Here is an 18550-nt window from a genome sequence, read left to right as displayed (position 1 = left end):
TGGCGACAGCTTACGCCCTCGCGACATGCACCTTCGCCGTCTTGCCGCCGTTCCACTTGCCGTCGAGCGCGCGCTCGATCTGGGCGGCGAGTTGCAAGAGCAGGCCGTCATTGGCCTGTTTCGCGATGGCCTGGATGCCGAGCGGAAGGCCGTGGTCTTGCGTCGCCATCGGCATCGAGATCGCCGGCATGCCGCAGAGATTGGCGAGCGGCGTGAAGGCGAAGAAGCGCCAGAGATTGCCGAACCAGTCGAGGACGTCAGGATTGTCGGAGATGGTCAGGTATTCCCTGGTGCCGACCTTCGGAGTCGGCAGCGCCGTGATCGGCGTCAGGATCACGTCCCACTGCTCGAAGAAGGCGCCGAAGCCGCGCGATGTGGTGTTGAATACGCCCTGCATCTTCGCCCGCTCGGCAAAGGTGGTGTGGCGGCCGGCTTCCCAGATCCGGATGTTCATCGGCTCGATCAGGTCTTCCGGCGGCTTGTCCAGCCCGCGGGCGGCGAGCATGTTGGAGATCACCACGGCGAAGTTCGAGATGTAGCACATCGTCTGCGCCTCGAACGCGGCACGGAAGTCGAGCTCGGGCAGCGCGTAGTCGACGTGATGGCCGAGGCCTTCGAGGAAGCGGCCGGTCTTCTCCAGCTCGGCTGCGAGCTCGGGCGTCGCGGTGTAGTCGCCCCATGTGTGCGACAGCGCGATGCGCAGCTTGCCCGGATCGCGCTTGATCATCTCGGAATAAGGCTGCGCCGTGGTCCAGAACGGCATGAACTCGCCGGGCGCAGACCCGCGGGCATGATCGACGAAGGCGGCGGTGTCGCGCACCGAGCGCGACTGGCAGCCCTGGATCGAGACGAGGCCGGTGAGGTCGGACATGTGGGGGGCGAGCGAGAACACGCCGCGCGAGACTTTCAGCCCGATATTGCCGTTGACGCCGGCGGGAATGCGGATCGAGCCGCCGCCGTCGGTCGCATGCGCGATCGGCACCACGCCGGCGGCGACCATCGCGGCGCTGCCCGCCGAGGAGCCGCAGGTGGTGTAATCGGTATTCCAGGGATTGCGGGTGACGTAGACGGCGGGATTGTCGGCCGAAGAGCACACGCCGAACTCCGGCGTCGTGGTGCGCCCGATCAGGTTGAGCCCGGCCTGGCGGAATTTGCCGGTGAGGAAGGTATCGGCCGCGGCGCGATTGCCGCGCATCAACAGCGAGCCCATTTCCTGCAGCCGGCCTTTCATGGTCGGCCCGAGGTCCTTCATCAGGAACGGCAGGCCGGCAAAGGGACCGGCGAGATTGGCGCCGTCCTTGGCGGGATCGGCGATCACGTCCTCGAACAGCTCGACCACGCCCGACAGCGCCGGATTGACCTTGGCGACACCCGCGGCAGCCTGGCGCGCCAGCTCCTTTGCCGTCAGCTCGCCCTTGCGGACACGCGCCGCGAGGCCCACGCCATCGTGCTGCGCCCATTCAGTCCAGCTCATCGGCAAAGTCATGAAATTCAAATCCCTCTGATGCAGCGCCACCTTCCTTTAGCAAGGGACCGCATGAATCAACTGAGCCGGCACGAGGGGCAGGGTTGCATGGGGCGGAGAGGTCGCAAGGCGGATCTCAATCCGGCAGTGGTGCGATGGTTGCAACCGGGCTGGCGGACGTTCGACCGTAGCCCGGATGGAGCGCAGCGCAATCCGGGGGCCGCTCGCCCGGCATCTTGCACCGTCCCGGATTACGCTGGCGCTCCATCCGGGCTACGCCATCGTGCCTGTGTCGCCCTCTGTCAATCCACGAGCGCGAAAATATTCCACTTTACCGAAATTCGGTTTCGGCGTATGTGTCGCCCATCCTGATCCGGCAAAAGGGGCGGTCGTACGTCGCAACGAGCCGCGGATCGGGGAGCGGTGGACGCGGCAGCGTCGTGCACGAGAAGCGGGAGCAGGGCGGGCGAACCCCGTGAGGTCCCGGCGGCGTGCGGACGAGCGGCGCTGATGCGTACGGCCAAATCGCGTGGTCCTGGCTGTCGTTGCTACAGCCAAGCCTTGCGGAGGTGCGCCAAGCCCGACCGGGCGAAGCGCATCGTCAATCCGCGAGGTGACGGAGGCAAGCAGGAACTCGTCTCCGGGGAGAGCGCGCCATACGCCGTCAAACATCGCGCAGGGAAGGCCGGATGATCGGCTGCCCTGTGTCTCCCTCGTGCATTGCGTGTGCAATGTCTTCGCACGGGGGTCTTGCGGGTGCCAGCCGGCACCCGGCCTTCCCTGCGCCCCTTCATTGAGGGCGTGACGAAGAGAGCAAAACTCGGGCGGAAGCGCCGCGAGGAGGAGAAGCCATGTCTGCGAGTCACAACCTCCGACATCGTAGGGTGGGCAAAGCGCAAGCGTGCCCACGCATCTCGTGCCGCAAATTGAGTTTGGTGGGCACGGCTTCGCGCCTTTGCCCACCCTACGGCACGTGTCTGCCGCTCACATCGGCACCCCCACGAATGTGGCGAGATCGCATCGGTTCGACAAAAAAATCCCCTGTCGACGGTCCTCCGCGGTACCTTGATGAATCAACCCCGGTTGGTCCATAAGCGGCGTCCCGTGGCCGGTGGTTCGCCCCCGCGTTGCGTGCTTGGATAGAGGAATTCTCGCGTGGCAAATATCAACCAGAAAATTGCGCAGGAGCTTGGGGTTCGGGCGGAGCAGGTCGAGGCGACGGTGACGCTGCTCGATGGCGGCGCCACGGTTCCCTTCATCGCCCGCTACCGCAAGGAAGCGACCGGTGCGCTCGACGACGCGCAATTGCGCACCCTGGAGGAGCGCCTGGGTTACCTGCGCGAGCTCGAAGACCGCCGCAAGGCCATCCTCGAATCAGTCCGCGAGCAGGGCAAGCTCGATGCCGCCCTCGAAGCCTCCATTCTCGCCGCCGACAGCAAGGCCCGCCTCGAAGACATCTATTTGCCGTTCAAGCCGAAGCGGCGCACCAAGGCCGAGATCGCCAAGGAAGCCGGCCTCGAGCCGCTCGCCAACCAGCTGATGGCGGAGCCGACCAACGATCCGAAGGTGGTGGCCGAAGCCTTCGTCAACGCCGAGAAGGGCGTTGCGGACGCCGCAGCCGCGCTGGACGGTGCCCGCGCCATCCTGGTCGAGCGTTTCGACGAAGACGCCGATCTGATCGGCGCACTTCGCGAGGAAATGTGGACCAATGCGCGCATGGCCTCCAAGGTGCGCGACGGCAAGAAGACCGAGGGCGAAAAGTTCGCCGACTATTTCGAATTCTCCGAGCCGCTGACCAAGCTGCCCTCGCACCGCATCCTCGCGATGTTCCGCGGCGAGAAGGAGGAGATCCTCGATCTGCAGATCCAGGCTGAGGCCGAAGCGCCGCCGCCGGGCGTGCCGAGCGCCTATGAACTGAAGATCATGAAGCGGTTCGGCATCGCCGACCTCAAGCGCGCCGGCGACCGCTGGCTGATCGACACCGTGCGCTGGGCCTGGCGCACCAAGATCCAGGTGCATCTCAACATCGACCTGCGCATGCGGCTGTGGAACGCCGCCGAGACCGAGGCCGTGCGCGTGTTCGCCTCCAATTTGCGCGACCTGCTGCTGGCCGCGCCGGCCGGCACCCGCGTCACCATGGGACTCGATCCCGGCTTCCGCACCGGCGTCAAGGTCGCCGTCACCGATGCGACCGGCAAGGTCGTCGACACCGCCGTGATCTATCCGCACGAGCCGCAGCGGCAGTGGAACGAGTCGCTCGCGATCCTCGGCAAGCTCGCATTGAAGCATCGTGTGGAGCTCATCGCGATCGGCAACGGCACTGCCTCGCGCGAGACCGACAAGCTCGCGGGCGATCTCGTCAAGGGTCTGGCCGAGCTGAAGATGACCAAGATCGTGGTGTCGGAAGCCGGCGCGTCGGTCTATTCGGCCTCGGCTTTCGCCTCGGAGGAATTGCCCGGCCTCGACGTCACCTTGCGCGGCGCGGTCTCGATCGCGCGGCGTCTGCAGGACCCGCTCGCCGAGCTGGTCAAGATCGAGCCCAAGGCGATCGGCGTCGGCCAGTATCAGCACGATCTCGGCCAGGCCAAGCTCGCAAAATCGCTCGATGCGGTGGTCGAGGACTGCGTGAACGCGGTCGGCGTCGACGTCAACACGGCGTCCGCACCGCTGCTGGCCCGCGTGTCGGGTGTCGGTTCCGGCCTCGCTCAGAGCATCGTGGCGCATCGCGACGCCAACGGCCCGTTCAAGTCGCGCAAGGCGCTCAAGGACGTGCCGCGGCTCGGGCCGAAGGCGTTCGAGCAGTGCGCAGGCTTCCTGCGCATCCTCGGCGGCGAGGACCCGCTCGACGCGTCCGGCGTGCATCCGGAAGCCTATCCGGTGGTGCGCCGGATCCTCAGCGCCACCAAGAGCGACATCAAGGCGCTGATCGGCAGCAGCGAGATCGTGCGCACCCTGAAGCCGAAGGATTTCGTCGACGAGACTTTCGGTCTGCCGACCGTCACCGACATTTTGAAGGAGTTGGAAAAGCCCGGCCGCGATCCGCGTCCGGCGTTCAAGGCCGCCGTGTTCATGGAGGGTGTCGAGGAGATCAAGCATCTCAAGAAGGGCATGATCCTCGAGGGCACCGTGACCAACGTCGCCGCCTTCGGCGCCTTCGTCGACATCGGCGTGCACCAGGACGGCCTCGTGCACATCTCCGCGATGTCCAGGACTTACATCAAGGATCCGCGCGAGGTGGTGAAGCCCGGCGACATCGTCAAGGTCAAGGTGCTGGACTTCGAGGTTGCCCGCAAGCGCATCTCGCTGACCTTGCGTCTCGACGACGAGGTCGGCGCCAAGAAGGACGCCCCCGGCATGCAGCGCGACAACAGCTCGCGCAACCCGTCCCGCATGACGTCGTCCGCCCCGCGCAAGCAGGAATCCTCGGGCGGCGGTGCCCTCGCCGAAGCGCTGCGCAGGGCGGCGGAAAAGAACAACGGCAAGCGGGCGTAGGTTTTCCAGCCTCTCCCCGCTCTTTGCGGGGAGAGGTGAGCTGCCCGACGTTTGGAAAACTTTCTCCACGTCGTCATTGCTTCGTCGCAAGGGCTCCTGGCAATGACGGGGAGAGAGCGCGGGCTCCCTCTCCCTAACACCCGCGTCAGAATCTGGCGCATTTGTAAGTTGAAGGCGCCCGTCGCTTCTCCTCATCTGATCGTCCTCGTGCGGCGTTAAGACCGCCGCACTGCAAGGAGGATGCTTCGATGAACAGCAGGCTTCTCAAAGGCCTCACCGCGGTGACGCTCGGCGCGGTGATGGCGGCAGCTTCACCGGTGCTCGCCAGAGGCGGCGGTGGCGGACATGGCGGCTTCGGCGGCGGTGGCCATTTCGGTGGTGGTGGTCATTTCGGTGGCGGCGGGATGCGCGCCGGCGGCTTTAGCGGCATGCATGTCGGCGGGATGGGCGGCGCGCGCTTCGCCCATGTCGGCGGTCCGGCCTTCGGCGGCGCACGCTTCGCGCATGCGGCGATCGGGCCGCGTTTCGCCGGTGCCGGCTGGCACGGCCGCCACGCCTTCCACCATCATCATTTCCGTCGTTTCGCCGTCTTCGGCGCGCCCTTCATTTACGCCGGCTACAATGACGGCTGCTGGCGCAGGAGCTGGACGCCCTATGGATGGCAATGGGTCAATGTGTGCGGAGACTATTGGTAGTCGCATCGCCGTACCGCACCATTGTCGCGGTCGCCACCGGGCGGTTCCGTCCAGCCCCGGAACGGGATAGTCTGGTGGCGATCGTCGCGCGGAGTTTTGCATGACCGGAGGTCACCGTCGCATCCTGGTCGTCGAGGACGATCCGGAAACCGCAGGCCAGCTCGTCGAGGAATTGACGACCTCCGGCTACGACGTCGATCTCGCAGCTAACGGGCGCGAAGCCCTGAGCCACGGCGCGGCGCGCGACTATGCCGTGATCACGATCGACCGGATGCTGCCCGATATCGACGGCATCAGCGTGATGCGGCAATTGCGCGACGACGGCGTCGCCGCGCCGTTCCTGATCATTTCCGCGCTCGGCGAGGTCGATGACCGCGTGCGCGGCCTGCGCGCCGGCGGCGACGACTATCTCGTCAAGCCGTTCTCCTTCACCGAATTGCTGGCGCGGCTGGAGGCGCTCGGCCGCCGCAGCGAGACCATCGCCAAGGAGACGCTGCTGCGGGTCGGCGATCTCGCCATCGACCTGATCGCACGCAGTGCCAGCCGCCGCGGCCGCAAGATCCCGCTGCTGCCGCGCGAATTCCAGCTGCTCGAATATCTCGTCCGCAACGAGGGCCGGGTCGTCTCCCGTGCGATGCTGCTCCAGCACGTCTGGGACCTGCATTTCGATCCCTCCACCAACATCATCGACGTCTATGTCGGGCGCGTCCGCCGCAAGGTCGACGATGCCCAGGCCTATCCTCTGATCCATACCATCCGCGGCATCGGATATTGCCTCCGTGCTCCTGGTTAAGACGCTCCGCTCCTCGACCTTCCGTCTGGCGCTGATCGCGATCGCCGCGTTCGGGCTGATCGTCGCGGCGATCATGGCCTATGTCTATTTCGGCACGATCGCCTATGTGCGGAGCCGGGTCGGCGACGCCGGCGATCACAGCGGCTTCACCGCGATGATCGAGCTTGCGATGTTGGCGGTTGCCGTGCTGCTGCTGGTGCTCGCCGGGCTCGCCGCCGTGCTGGTGACGCGGCGCACCGTCGGGCGGATCGAAGAGATCAACGCCACCAGCCGCGCCATCATGCTCTCAGGCCTCGACCAGCGCATCCCCTTGCGCGGCAGCCATGATGAATGGGACCGCGTCGCCGAAAGCCTCAACCAGATGCTCGACCGCATCGAGACGCTGATGGGCGAGGTCAAGCAGGTCAGCGACAACGTCGCCCATGATCTGCGCACGCCGCTGACGCGGATGCGCGGCCGGCTGGAAAAGGCCTATCACCACGAGCGCAACAGCGAGGCGGATGCCGCGCTGATCGGCGACACCATCGCCGATCTCGACGCCGTGCTCGGCATGTTCGCCTCCATCACCCGGATCTCCGAGATCGAGACCCGTGCCCGCACCGGCGCCTTCCGCGCGCTGAACCTGACGGAAATCGCCGGCGAGGTCGTCGAGCTCTACGACGCCGCCGCCGAGCAGGTCGCAACCCGCCTCAGCCTTGCCGGAGACCGCCAGGTGCCGATCACCGGCGATCGCGACCTGCTGTTCGATGCCATCGCCAATCTCGTCGACAACGCGATCAAGCACGGCTGCAAAGGCGGGCAGGTGAGCGTGACTTGCCGCAGCACCGAGGGCGGCGCGGTGATCGCGATCGCCGACGATGGTCCGGGCATTCCCACTGAGGAGCGCGATCACGTCTTCAAGCGCTTCTACCGGCTCGAGCAGAGCCGCTACACGCCGGGCAATGGCCTGGGCCTCAGCCTCGTCGCCGCGGTCGCGCGGCTTCACGGCGCGGGAGTAGCGCTGCATGACAATGCGCCCGGCCTGACGGTCGAGCTCAGCTTCCCCAAGACCAAAGCACTATTGAGTTCATCATAGCTCGATCACGCCGCGGCGTGCCGCATGCGCCACCGCATCGGTGCGGCCGGTGGCATCGAGCTTGTCGAGCAGCGAGCCGACATGGAATTTCACCGTGTGCACGGAGATGCCGAGCCGGCGGGCGATCATCTTGTTGGAGGCGCCCTCGGCCATCAGCGCCAGCACGTCGAGCTCGCGCTGCGTCAGCGCGATGTCTTCGGGCATGATGCGCGGATCGCGGGCGACGATCGTCGCCGCGGCCGCCTCGCCGGGCCCGGCGAGACGCAGCCCGGCGACGCTGCCGAGCAAGGCCGCCAGGCGATCGGCGAGGGCGGGATCGTCGATCTCCAAGGCAAGCACGATCTCCGGCGTCCGGTCCTCGCTCACGCCTCCGGCCTCTCGCCGACCGTGACCTTGAAGCTGACCGGCTCGCCGCCGCGGCGCGCCGCGACATCGACCACCGCGCCGACGCTCGAAGGTCCCAGCGTTCGCGACAGGGCGCGCACGCCGGACAGCTTCTGGTCGTTGACCGCGACGATCACGTCGCCCTGGCGGATGCCGGCGGCGGCCGAAGGACCGGCCTTGTCGACGTTCATCACCATGGCGCCGAGGCCGTCGTCGAGCCGGACCGGCTGGAGCCCGAGGCCGAGATATCCCCGCGCGATGCGGCCGCGCGCCTCCAGCTGCGGCGCGACGCGCTCGATCGTCGCGGTCGGGATCACCAGCACGCGCCGCGGGCCGAGCACGGCCATGCCGAAGGCCGCGCCCGATGCATCGAGCGCGAGGCCGCCCTGCTGGCTGGCGCGCAGGCGAACATCGAGCTCGATCCGTGCATCGATCTCGCCGCCGCGCAAGGAGCGCCAGCCCTTTCCGGACGCCGACACCATCCCCAGCGCGGCACTGGGCGTGTCACGGTTGGTGGCCACCACGATCGCCAATGTGCCGAGGGGCGGGACGGTTGCGGCGAGCTTAACCGGCGTAACAGCGGCGTCGGTGCGCAGCAGCGCGATATCGGTGGTGTGGTCGCGACCGGCGATCGTGGCGGCCGCCCGGCTGCCGTCGGGCAGGCCGATCTCGACCTCGCCCTCATCGGCCAGCGCCTCGTCGGCGGTGACGATCAGGCCCCCTTTCCAGACGAAGCCGGTCGCGCGGGAGCGATGCGAGTGCACGGAGACGACAGAGGGCGCGGTGCGCGCCACCACGTCCGCGAGGGCGGACGACAGTGAGGACAGGGGAGTTGGGTCGGTCATAGCAGGCTCCTATAAGCTGCCCCCAATCTGGGATGTCGCGGGGAATCGCGAAACTGGCCGGGTGGTCAGGACACAGCCTTTACGGCCGACGAACATGTGATTGGGAGCCGCTCACGGGAACGTGTAGCAATCGGCCCGACATTGCGCCGCACGGCCTGAAGCCCTTTCAGCGAGCCCTGACTGATGACGACCATCGACCTCACCCGCCGCACCCTGCTCCAACTCGCCGGCGCGACCTCGCTTGCCATGGCGGCCGCAGCCGCGGCGCGTGCCGAGGGCGCGCCGCAGGGCGGCGGGCCGACCTATGCCAGCCGCACGCCGATGCGGGTCGGCATGGTGACGCTGCGGGTGAAGAATCTCGACAAGGTTGCGGACTACTACCGCGATGTCATCGGCCTCACCGTGATGGAGCGCTCGGCGGCCGCCGCAAGGCTCGGCACATCAGGCATCGCGCTGCTGGTGCTGGAGGCGCGGCCCGATGCGGCAATCGAGCCGCGTAATGCCGCCGGCCTTTACCACACCGCGTTCCTGATGCCGACCCGCAAGGACCTGGCGCGCTGGCTGGTTCACGCCGCCTCGCACCGCGTCAAGCTGTCGGGCTTCGCCGATCATCTCGTCAGCGAATCCGTTTATCTCGATGACCCCGAAGGCAACGGCATCGAGGTCTATGCCGACCGCGATCCCTCGCAATGGCAATGGAGCGAGGGCAGCGTGAAGATGGCGTCCGACGAGCTCAACATTCCCGACCTGCTGTCGCTGACCAATACGCGCGTTCCCGATTACGCCAGGGCGCCGGACGGAATGCGCATCGGCCACATGCATCTGCGGGTCGGCGATCTCGCGCAGGCCGGAAATTTCTATCATGGCGCGATCGGCCTCGATCCGACTCGCAGCCGCAACGGCGCCGCGTTCCTGTCGTCGGGCCGCTATCATCATCATCTCGGCATGAACGTCTGGCAGAGCCAGGGCGCCGGCCAGCGCGACGATCAGATGACCGGCCTTGCCTGGTTCTCGCTGGTGACGGAAAAGCAGGACATCCTGGCCGCCCAGGAACAGCGCCTGCGCAAGGGCGGTGTGCAGGTCACGACGCTCGCGAACGGTGTCGAGGCCGTCGATCCCTGGGGCACGCGGGTGCGGCTGATCAGGGGTTAGGCCCCATCGACGTTACCATCGGGCCATCAATTGCAGGCGGTAATAGTCGAAATCGCGTCCGCCGGCGGCGCGAATGTAGTCGCCCGCGTAGACGTGCGCATAGAGCGCGTGCAACTGAAGAAAGCGATTGATGGTCCAGGTCATGTCGATCTGCCCGATCTGCGCGACATCGAGCGATGCCGAGCCCTTGGCCGTGATCTGCGTTCCGATTGGACCATAGACCGCGTCGGCCGTTGTGGCTTTGCGCACGAAGTTCCAGTTCGCGCCGAGGACCAGTCCGGAGGTGATGAACAGCTGGCCATAGGGCTGCAGGTTCGTCACGTTCGAGGCGGAGAGCAGGGACATCTCCGAGATCACGCTCGCTGCCGGATAGGCGCCCGCGAAAGTGTGCAGGGTCGTACCCTTCAAATTGTCGTCACCGCTGGCATAGTGGGCACGTAGGCCGAGCTTCGGGGCGGCACTCTGGCCGAAGATGTCAAGCCGTGGAAACCTGTAGCCGAAATCGCCGAAGGCTCCGAAGGCCGAAATCGATGAGGTCCCGAACGAGCCCCATTGATAGGTTGCCTCGCCGGTGAGCTCGAAGCCCCGGTGCCTTGCTGCGACCCGGGCGCCCCCGCTCCATCGATCTTCGGGCGCCATGCCTCGTGCATAGGTGACGCTGGCTTGCTGCCGGCCGTAGACATAAGCGTCCAGCGTCAGCGGAAGCGCAAGCGGCTCGCGAACGACGGCATAGGCGCCGCGGAAGAATTCCGAGCCGAGCGTGTTGTCGTCGAATGTGCCGGACTGGATGTTGACCGGGTTCGCTGCGAAGACGCGCAAGGTCAGTGAGGGATCGTCATATTCGGCAAGCAATCCGTTGAACGAGCGCCTGAGGTTGGTGGGGTCGCGAACCGCGAGCCAGCGGGAATCGCCGAGATAGAGCTCCTCCCGTCCGGCGCGGAGCATGACGTTTCCGGGCCCCATCGGCAGCACGACATCGACGAAGGCCTGACGAACGTCCGGCCGGCTCTGGTCGTAGGCGCGTTGCACCGGCCGTCCATCCTCATAGGCCGCATCGAATTGCACGAAGGTTCGGAATGTTCGGCCGAGATGCAGATCGAAATGCTGAAACATGCGCTCCTGATGGGATGCCCAGTCGAAGCCGCTCTTGCCGAGACCGAACAGGTAAGGCGCGTAGCGATCGAGTCGGTAACGGGCCTCGCCGCCCAGCGAGAGCCAGACCTCCGGCGATTGCGCGATCGGAATATATTTGAGCCGCTCCCACGTGCTCAGCTGCGGCTTGCCGGCCAGGTAGGAATAGTCCTCTTTCCAGCGATAGAGCTGGAACGGCTTTGCCTCGGTGCGCACGTCGCGGCCGCCTTGACCGGACGATCCTTCCTCCTGTGCCACCGCCGATGCAATCGGCAGCGACATTGCGACGATCAAGCTCGCGGCGAGATGGCGCGCGGCCGATCTTCGCCATGACAACAACGCAACCATCGACGCCCCTCGACGCACTGCCTGCGATGCGCGCGACGCGTAGCCAACGACGCCGGCGCAAGACAGCGCGCCCCTCCCTGCATTTTTCTTGCTACGAGGGATGTTACTGCGATCTTCGCGGTAGTCCATCCACACATATATTTCTGCAGGTTGTGGTCCGGGCGCAAATCCGCATCGGGCGACCGCGTTGCTTGCTGGCGCTGGGACCTCATGTTAGCACCCGGAAGGATATCTCCTGTCCGAAGCTGTCTTCAGGGTCCGGTCCAGACATGTCCGAATTCCACGGCGTCTTTCCCTATCTCGTCTCGCCCGTCGATGCCGACGGCACCGTGCGCACCAAAGTGCTCGGCAAGCTCTGTGACGATCTGGTCGGCGCGGGCGTGCATGGGCTGACGCCGCTGGGCTCGACTGGCGAGTTCGCCTATCTCAGTGCAGCGCAGCGCACGGCGGTCGTGCAGACCACGATCGAGGCCGCGAGGGGCCGGGTGCCTGTGATTGCGGGCGTCGCCTCGACCTCGACGACGGATGCGGTGGCGCAGGCGAGGGCCTACCAGAAGTGTGGGGCCGACGGCATCCTCGCGATCCTGGAGGCGTACTTCCCGCTCAATGATGCCCAGGTCGAAGCCTACTTCCGCGCCATCGCGGATGCCGTCGACATTCCCGTCGTCATCTACACCAATCCGCAATTCCAGCGCTCGGACCTCACCCTCGACGTGATCGCGCGCCTCGCCGAGCTTCCGCGTATCGGCTACATCAAGGACGCCTCGACCAACACCGGCCGGCTGCTCTCGATCATGAACCGCTGCGGGGATGGCTTGCGGGTGTTTTCGGCCTCCGCCCATATCCCGGCCGCAGTGATGCTGATCGGCGGGCTCGGCTGGATGGCGGGGCCGGCCTGCATCATCCCGCGCCAGAGCGTCGCGCTCTACGACCTCTGCAAGGCCAGCCGCTGGGACGAGGCCATGACGCTCCAGCGCAGGCTGTGGCGCATCAACGAGGCCTTCGCCCGCTTCAACCTCGCCGCCTGCATCAAGGCGGGGCTGTCGATCCAGGGCTACGATGTCGGCGACCCCGTCCCGCCGCAAGCCCCGCTGACGGCCGATGCGCGCAAGGTGGTCGAGGCGGCGTTGCGGGAGCTGGCGTGATTGTCATTGCGGGGCGATGCGCAGCATCGAACCCCGAATCTCGAGATTCCCCGGTGCGCAATTGCGCACCTGAGGTCTGGTCCGTCGGACCATCCCGGAATGACGATCTCCAACGGCATGCCGAATCCGTGGATATCCCGCCCAAAACCGCGGCTGGTATGCCCTTGATCGATCCGCTAAAAGGCTGCCCGCAGTTTCGAAAAGACCTGAGGACCCCACGGAATGAACATTCTTCCCGGCAATTTGCGTTTCGGAGCGGGCCAGCCCGTCAAGCGTTTGGAAGACCAGCGGCTGCTCACCGGGAAGGGGCAGTTCATCGACGACAAGCCGGGCGACGGCGCGCTGTGGCTGTACGTGCTGCGCTCGCCGCATGCCCACGCCAAGATCGTCTCGATCGACACCAGTGCGGCCGCCGCGATGCCCGGCGTGACCGCGATCTACACCGGCGCCGACCTCGTCAAGGACGATGTCGGCAGCATCCCGACGTTGAGCATCTTCAAGCGACCCGACGGCAAGCCGATGACGGTGCCGCCGCGCCGGCTGCTCGCCCATGAGGTCGTGCGCTACGCGGGCGAAGCCGTCGCGGCCGTCGTGGCGTCGTCCCGCGTCGAGGCGCAGAGCGCGGCCGAAGCGATCTTGGTCGAGTACGACGTGCAGCCGGCCGTGGTCGACCCCGTCGAGGCCGTGAAGCCCGGCGCGCCCGTAGTGTGGCCGGAGGCGCCCGACAACATCGTCGGCGCGATGGCTTATGGCGATGCCGCCAAGGTGGACGAGGCGTTTGCGAAGGCCGCGCACACCGTCGAGCTCGATCTCGTCAGCCAGCGCCTCGTGCCGTCGGCGATGGAGCCGCGCTCGACCATTGCCGAGATCGACAACAAGACCGGCCGCCTGCTGCTGCACGTGCAGTCGCAGACGCCGGCCTCGACCCGCGACGTGCTCGCCGAGGCCGTGCTGAAGCGTCCCAAGGACAGCGTGCGCGTGCTGGTCGGCGACATCGGCGGCGGCTTTGGCCAGAAGACCAACCTCTATCCCGAGGACGGCATCGTCGCCTATGCCGCGACCAAGCTGAGCAAGAAGATCCGCTGGCGCGGCGATCGCACCGACGAGTTCGTCGGCGGCACCCATGGCCGCGATCTCACCTCGACGGCGTCCTTCGCGCTGGACGAGAAGGGCAAGGTGCTGGCCTATCGCGTCAGGTCGATCGGCTGCACCGGCGCTTATTCCTCGGGCGCGGCGAACATCATCCCGCTGGTGCTCGGCCCGTTCGTGCAGACCGGCGTCTACGATCTGCCGCTGGTGCATTTCGAGGTGAAGTCGGTGATGACTCACACCGCGCCGGTGGGCGCCTATCGCGGCGCGGGCCGTCCCGAAGCGGTGTTCATCGTCGAGCGCCTGTTCGACGCCGCGGCGCGAAAAATCGGCATGGATCCGCGCGCGATCCGCAAAGCCAACTACATCAAGCCGGCCCAGTTGCCCTACACCAATGCCGCGGGTCAGGTTTACGATTCCGGCGCCTTCGCGCACATGCTCGACCGCGCCGTGAAGCTGGCCGACTGGGACGGCTTTGCCGCGCGCAAGAAGGCGGCGAAGAAGAAGGGCCTGCTCTACGGCCGCGGTCTCACCTCCTACATCGAATGGACCGGCGGCCGCGCCCACACCGAGAAGGTCAGCCTGCACGCGACCTCTCAAGGCCGCGTCGTGCTGCATTCCGGCACCATGGCGATGGGGCAGGGGCTGCAGACCACCTACACCCAGATGATCTCCGACACGCTCGGCATTGCCATGGACAAGATCGACGTCGTGCAGGGCGACACCGATCTCGCGATGGGCTTTGGCAGCGTCGGCTCGCGCTCGCTGTTCGTCGGCGGCACGGCCGTCGCGGTCTCCTCCAACGATCTGATCCAGAAGGCGCGTGAGAGGGCGGCCAACGTGCTGGAGACCTCGGTCGAGGACATCGAATATCAGGGCGGCATGCTCACCGTGGTCGGCACCGACCGCCGCATCAGCCTGTTCGACATTGCCGAGAAGGAGAGCGGCGCCAAGCTCAGCGTCGATTCCGAAGGCGAGGTCGACGGTCCAAGCTGGCCAAACGGCACGCATATCTGCGAGGTCGAGATCGACCCCGAGACCGGCGTCTCCAAGGTCGTGCGCTACACCACCGTCGACGATGTCGGTGTCGCCGTGAACCCGATGCTGGTCACCGGGCAGATCCATGGCGGCGTCGCGCAAGGCATCGGCCAGGCGCTGTACGAAGGCGTCTCATATGACGCCGACGGCCAGCTCCTCACCGCGAGCTACCAGGATTATTGCATCCCGCGCGCCGACGACGTGCCGCCGATCGTGGTGACGCTGGACGATACCGCGCCCTGCCGCACCAATCCGCTCGGTGCCAAGGGCTGCGGCGAATCCGGCGCCATCGGCGGTCCGCCCTGCGTCACCAACGGCGTGATGGACGCGCTCGCCGAGCTCGGCATCACCCAGCTCAACACGCCACTGACGCCGCAGAAGGTGTGGCAGGCGATCAAGGAGGCGAAGGCGGCGGGCTAAGCGCGGCGCGTTGTTGCGCTGGTACTGCGTCAAACTCCGCTGTCGTCCCGGACAAGCGCGCCATAAGCGCGCGCCGATCCGGGACCCATAGCCACAGGGAGTGGTTGTGGCGCGAACTGGTAACTCCGAATCCCCGCAACCACATCCCCCTGTGGCCATGGATCCCGGATCTGCGCTTACGCTTGTCCGGGACGACAGTGGAGTATGTAGTGCTCGCTCGCGCCAAATGCTCGGGCTACGGGGCTAAATCCCCAGCATCATCTTCGCGATGATGTCGCGCTGGATCTCCGAGGTGCCGCCGAAGATCGTGTAGGCGCGGCCGTTGAGATATTCCGGCACCATTGTCAGCATCTCCTCCGGCGTCGCCGGCTCGTGGTTGAGCTTGTAGAGCGGGCGCATCGGCTCGACGGCAAGGGCGTCGTGGCCGATGACGTCGACCCCGAGCCGCGTGACGGCCTGGCGGATCTCGCTGTTGCGCAGCTTCAGGATCGACGACACCGCGCCGGGATTCTGTCCGGTCTGCAGCGCGGAGAGCACGCGCAGCTCGGTCATTTCAAGCGCGTCGATATCGACTTCCACCTCCGAGATGCGCGCCGCGATATCGGGACTGTCGATGGCCCGTCCGGTCAGATCCGATTCGGCGAGATCCGCGATCGCCTTCAGCCCCTCGCGCAGCTTGGCCGAGGCGATGCCCGAACCGCGCTCGAACTCGAGCAGATATTTGCCGTAGGTCCAGCCCTTGCCTTCCTCGCCGACCCGGTTGGCCACGGGCACGCGGACGTCGTCGAAGAACACCTGGTTGACCTCGTGGTCGCCGCCGATGGTGAGGATCGGGCGCGTGGTGATGCCCGGCGTCTTCATGTCGATCAGGATGAAGCTGATGCCGTCCTGCTGCCGCGGCCCGTCGCTGGTGCGCACCAGCGCGAACATGCGGTTGGCGTGGTGGGCATGCGTGGTCCAGATCTTGGTGCCGTTGATGATGTAATCGTCGCCGTCGCGGACCGCGCGCGTCTTCAGCGAGGAGAGGTCGGAGCCGGAGCCCGGCTCGGAATAGCCCTGGCACCAGTAATCCTCGCCGGAGAGAATCCGCGGCAGGTAAAAATTCTTCTGCTCGGGACTGCCGAAGCCGATGATGACGGGCCCGACCATCTTCACGCCCATGACATTCACATTCGGCACGCCGGCCCGTGCGGATTCGGTCTCGAAGATCCAGCGCTGCGCCGGCGTCCAGGCCGGCCCGCCATGCTCGACCGGCCAGCCCGGCGCGCCCCAGCCCTGCCTGTGTAGCGCGCGCTGCCAGGCCATGCCGATATCAGGGTCGGAGAATACCGACGGCGTCAGCGCGGTCGCGCGCTTCATCTCCTCGGTGAGATTCTTGGCGATGAAGCCGCGCACCTCATCCTGGAAGGCGCGCTCCTCGGCATTGAACGACAGGTCCATGAGGCTCTCCCGGTATCAGGCCTTGCGGCCAAGCTCAGCGTGGCGGGCATAATGATGCGCGCTGCCGCCGAACAGCGTGTCGAAGGCGACGAGGCGCTTGAAATAGGCGCCGACCTCGAGCTCCTCGGTGACGCCCATGCCGCCGTGAAGCTGGATCGACTGCTCGCCAACGAAGCGCGCGCATTTGCCGATCTTTGCTTTCGCGCCGGACGCGGCACGGGCCCGCTCGACCGGCGGGCTATCCGCCTTCAGCGCAGCCCGCAGCGCCATCGAGCGCGACTCGTCGACCTGCATCGCCATGTCGGCGAGGCGATGGCGGATCACCTGGTTGGCCGAGAGCGGCCGTCCGAACTGCTTTCGGATCTTGGTGTATTCGAGCGTGGTGTCCAGCAGCGTCTGCATGATGCCGACGGCTTCCGCGCCGAGCGCGGCCATGGCGCGGTCGACGGCCCATTCGACGGCCGGCAGCGCGTCATGGCCGTCACCGAGCAGGGCATCTTCGGGCAAATGCACGTCGGACAGCTCGATGTTGCAGGCGCGTCCGCCGCCGAGGCGCGGATAGTCGCTGACGACGAGGCCAGGCGTCGTCGCCGGCACCAGGAACAGGCCGATCCGTCCCGAAGGCCTCTGATGATCATGAATGTGCGCGGAGACGATGATCTCATCGGCGGCATGGCCGTCGAGCACGGCGATCTTGCTGCCGGCCAGGCGCCAGCCCTGCGCCGTCCGGTCGGCGGCGGTTGCGACCTTGGCGAGATCGAACCTTGCCGCGCGCTCGGAATGCGCAAGCGCAAGCTTCAACGAACCATCCGCGATCTTCGGCAGGCTCTCCTGCTTCTGCTCATGGGTGCCGCAGCGGTCGAGCAGTGAGGCACCCAGCACGACCGTCGCGATATAGGGCTCCGATACCAGCCCACGGCCGAAGGCTTCCATCAAGATGCCGATTTCAACCGCGCTGCCACCGAGCCCGCCAAACTCCTCGGCAATCGGCAGCGCCAGCCAGCCGAGCTCGGCGAACTGCTTCCACACGGCCGGGCTGAAGCCGAGTGGATCGTTCGCCATCTTGCGGCGGTGATCGGCATCGTAGCTTCCGGCCACGAAACGCTCAGCGCTCTCGCGCAGCAGTCTTTGCTCGTCACTGAGATTGAGGTCCATCGCGTCTACTCCGCGGCCGCCGGCGGCTTGCGCACGGAGGGATGCAGGCCTGAGGGATCGACGATCATGCCGAACTCCTGAAGATTGTGGGCGTGACAGAGCTGATGCAGCGCAAAGGCCTGGTCGATCGCGGCGGGCTGGCCCATCACGTCGACCGAGCGGTTCACCGCTTCCTTGGTCATCTTCAGCGCGAAGGCCGGCTTTGCCGCGATCCTGCGCGCCAGCTCCAGCGTGCGCGCAGAAAGCTCCGCGCGTGGCACGACCTGATTGACCATGCCGAGCTGCTGCGCCACCTCGGCGCTCCAGTTGTCGGCGGTGAACAGGAACTCCTTGGCCTTGCGCGCACCGAGCTCCCAGGGGTGCACGAACCATTCGACGCCGCAGACGCCCATGGTCACCACGGGATCGCAGAACTGCGCGTCGTCGCTGGCCATGATGAGGTCGCAGGCCCAGGCCAGCATCAGCCCGCCGGCGATGCACTTGCCGTGCACCTCGGCAATGGTCGGCTTGGCGAGGTTGCGCCAGCGCCGGGTGATCTGGAGATAGATTTCCTGCTCGCGCGCGAAGCGGCCATGGGCATTTGGCTCGGCAAAACCGCCCCAATTTCCGATCGGTGGAAAATCGACGCCGGCGGTATTCTTGCCGCCGGGACGCAGATCATGGCCGGAGGAGAAGTGCGGACCGTTGCCGGCGAGGACGATCACCTTGACCGTATCGTCCTGCACCGCCGCGTCGAAGGCGGCGTTGAGGTCGTAGGTCATTTGCAGGTTCTGCGCGTTGCGCGCCTCCGGCCGGTTCATCACGATCCGGGTGACCGCCGGATCCGGCCTCTCCACGAGGATGGTCTCGAACGAGGTCATCGCGTTCCCCCGGTGTTCTGTCT

General features: G+C 66.4%; 14 protein-coding genes. 7 read left to right on the top strand and 7 right to left on the bottom strand.

All coding sequences use genetic code 11. From position 1 onward, the window contains the following. Positions 1-10: 10 nt before the first annotated feature. On the bottom strand, positions 11-1486 hold the full coding sequence (locus AABA84_RS00330; RefSeq protein WP_338310882.1) for an amidase: 1476 nt from the start codon (positions 1484-1486) through the stop codon (positions 11-13). Positions 1487-2620: 1134 nt separating this feature from the next. On the opposite strand from AABA84_RS00330, the gene AABA84_RS00325 reads away from it, so the two are divergent. The 4 genes from AABA84_RS00325 (at position 2621) to AABA84_RS00310 (ending at position 7520) form a co-directional block, all read left to right on the top strand. Then, positions 2621-4957 carry a Tex family protein gene (locus tag AABA84_RS00325; RefSeq protein WP_212253499.1) on the top strand — a complete coding sequence of 779 codons (2337 nt, stop codon included), beginning with the start codon at positions 2621-2623 and terminating at the stop codon, positions 4955-4957. 248 nt (positions 4958-5205) lie between these two features. Continuing rightward, entirely contained in the window at positions 5206-5652 is a 447-nt protein-coding gene (locus AABA84_RS00320) for a hypothetical protein (protein ID WP_338310880.1), read from the top strand. A 100-nt stretch (positions 5653-5752) separates the two neighbouring features. Continuing rightward, positions 5753-6445, top strand: coding sequence for a response regulator transcription factor (locus tag AABA84_RS00315; RefSeq protein ID WP_212253508.1), 693 nt, complete (start codon positions 5753-5755; stop codon positions 6443-6445). Then, complete coding sequence (locus AABA84_RS00310) at positions 6432-7520, top strand: sensor histidine kinase (RefSeq protein ID WP_338308633.1); 1089 nt, start codon at positions 6432-6434, stop codon at positions 7518-7520. The genes AABA84_RS00315 and AABA84_RS00310 overlap by 14 nt, the downstream gene beginning before the upstream one ends. Here AABA84_RS00310 and AABA84_RS00305 read toward each other — a convergent pair. Both AABA84_RS00305 and AABA84_RS00300 read right to left on the bottom strand, forming a co-directional pair. After that, the gene (locus AABA84_RS00305; protein WP_212253512.1) at positions 7515-7886 is read right to left on the bottom strand and encodes a response regulator transcription factor; all 372 of its coding nucleotides are present in this window, start codon (positions 7884-7886) and stop codon (positions 7515-7517) included. The two genes, AABA84_RS00310 and AABA84_RS00305, sit on opposite strands and share 6 nt — an antisense overlap. Continuing rightward, positions 7883-8749, bottom strand: a complete 867-nt coding sequence (locus AABA84_RS00300; protein WP_338310879.1) for a S1C family serine protease — start codon at positions 8747-8749, stop codon at positions 7883-7885. The genes AABA84_RS00305 and AABA84_RS00300 overlap by 4 nt, the downstream gene beginning before the upstream one ends. 183 nt (positions 8750-8932) lie before the next feature. Here AABA84_RS00300 and AABA84_RS00295 point away from each other — a divergent pair, with 183 nt between their 5' ends. Then, complete coding sequence (locus AABA84_RS00295; RefSeq protein ID WP_212253516.1) at positions 8933-9901, top strand: VOC family protein; 969 nt, start codon at positions 8933-8935, stop codon at positions 9899-9901. Between the two features lie 12 nt (positions 9902-9913). Here the strand turns inward: AABA84_RS00295 and AABA84_RS00290 are convergent, their stop codons facing one another. Continuing rightward, entirely contained in the window at positions 9914-11380 is a 1467-nt protein-coding gene (locus tag AABA84_RS00290) for an alginate export family protein (RefSeq protein ID WP_212253518.1), read from the bottom strand. A 269-nt stretch (positions 11381-11649) separates the two neighbouring features. On the opposite strand from AABA84_RS00290, the gene AABA84_RS00285 reads away from it, so the two are divergent. Both AABA84_RS00285 and AABA84_RS00280 read left to right on the top strand, forming a co-directional pair. Further along, positions 11650-12525, top strand: a complete 876-nt coding sequence (locus AABA84_RS00285) for a dihydrodipicolinate synthase family protein (RefSeq protein ID WP_338310876.1) — start codon at positions 11650-11652, stop codon at positions 12523-12525. 222 nt (positions 12526-12747) lie between these two features. Further along, on the top strand, positions 12748-15072 hold the full coding sequence (locus AABA84_RS00280; protein WP_338310875.1) for a xanthine dehydrogenase family protein molybdopterin-binding subunit: 2325 nt from the start codon (positions 12748-12750) through the stop codon (positions 15070-15072). Positions 15073-15315: 243 nt separating this feature from the next. Here the strand turns inward: AABA84_RS00280 and AABA84_RS00275 are convergent, their stop codons facing one another. Genes AABA84_RS00275 through AABA84_RS00265 form a run of 3 tightly spaced genes read right to left on the bottom strand, consistent with a single transcriptional unit; the run spans position 15316 to position 18527 of the window. Next, positions 15316-16512 (bottom strand): acyl-CoA dehydrogenase family protein, encoded by a 1197-nt coding sequence (locus tag AABA84_RS00275; RefSeq protein ID WP_212253524.1) that lies wholly within the window; start codon positions 16510-16512, stop codon positions 15316-15318. A gap of 15 nt (positions 16513-16527) precedes the next feature. Beyond that, complete coding sequence (locus AABA84_RS00270; protein WP_338310874.1) at positions 16528-17667, bottom strand: acyl-CoA dehydrogenase family protein; 1140 nt, start codon at positions 17665-17667, stop codon at positions 16528-16530. 5 nt (positions 17668-17672) lie between these two features. Further along, the gene (locus tag AABA84_RS00265) at positions 17673-18527 is read right to left on the bottom strand and encodes an enoyl-CoA hydratase (protein WP_338310873.1); all 855 of its coding nucleotides are present in this window, start codon (positions 18525-18527) and stop codon (positions 17673-17675) included. Positions 18528-18550: the final 23 nt, after the last annotated feature.

The organism is Bradyrhizobium sp. TM239 (assembly GCF_036247985.1).
GTDB lineage: Bacteria > Pseudomonadota > Alphaproteobacteria > Rhizobiales > Xanthobacteraceae > Bradyrhizobium > Bradyrhizobium ottawaense.
The sequence above is the reverse complement of the archived record's forward strand: the minus strand, read 5'-3'. Positions and strand labels throughout refer to the sequence as shown.

What these genes read in the sequence shown, in the direction of transcription:
- AABA84_RS00330 (WP_338310882.1), bottom strand. Translation starts at nt 1,486, where the DNA reads ATGACTTTGCCGATGAGCTGGACTGAATGGGCGCAGCACGATGGCGTG.
- AABA84_RS00320 (WP_338310880.1), top strand. Translation starts at nt 5,206, where the DNA reads ATGAACAGCAGGCTTCTCAAAGGCCTCACCGCGGTGACGCTCGGCGCG.
- AABA84_RS00315 (WP_212253508.1), top strand. Translation starts at nt 5,753, where the DNA reads ATGACCGGAGGTCACCGTCGCATCCTGGTCGTCGAGGACGATCCGGAA.
- AABA84_RS00300 (WP_338310879.1), bottom strand. Translation starts at nt 8,749, where the DNA reads ATGACCGACCCAACTCCCCTGTCCTCACTGTCGTCCGCCCTCGCGGAC.
- AABA84_RS00295 (WP_212253516.1), top strand. Translation starts at nt 8,933, where the DNA reads ATGACGACCATCGACCTCACCCGCCGCACCCTGCTCCAACTCGCCGGC.
- AABA84_RS00290 (WP_212253518.1), bottom strand. Translation starts at nt 11,380, where the DNA reads ATGGTTGCGTTGTTGTCATGGCGAAGATCGGCCGCGCGCCATCTCGCC.
- AABA84_RS00285 (WP_338310876.1), top strand. Translation starts at nt 11,650, where the DNA reads ATGTCCGAATTCCACGGCGTCTTTCCCTATCTCGTCTCGCCCGTCGAT.
- AABA84_RS00280 (WP_338310875.1), top strand. Translation starts at nt 12,748, where the DNA reads ATGAACATTCTTCCCGGCAATTTGCGTTTCGGAGCGGGCCAGCCCGTC.
- AABA84_RS00275 (WP_212253524.1), bottom strand. Translation starts at nt 16,512, where the DNA reads ATGGACCTGTCGTTCAATGCCGAGGAGCGCGCCTTCCAGGATGAGGTG.
- AABA84_RS00270 (WP_338310874.1), bottom strand. Translation starts at nt 17,667, where the DNA reads ATGGACCTCAATCTCAGTGACGAGCAAAGACTGCTGCGCGAGAGCGCT.
- AABA84_RS00265 (WP_338310873.1), bottom strand. Translation starts at nt 18,527, where the DNA reads ATGACCTCGTTCGAGACCATCCTCGTGGAGAGGCCGGATCCGGCGGTC.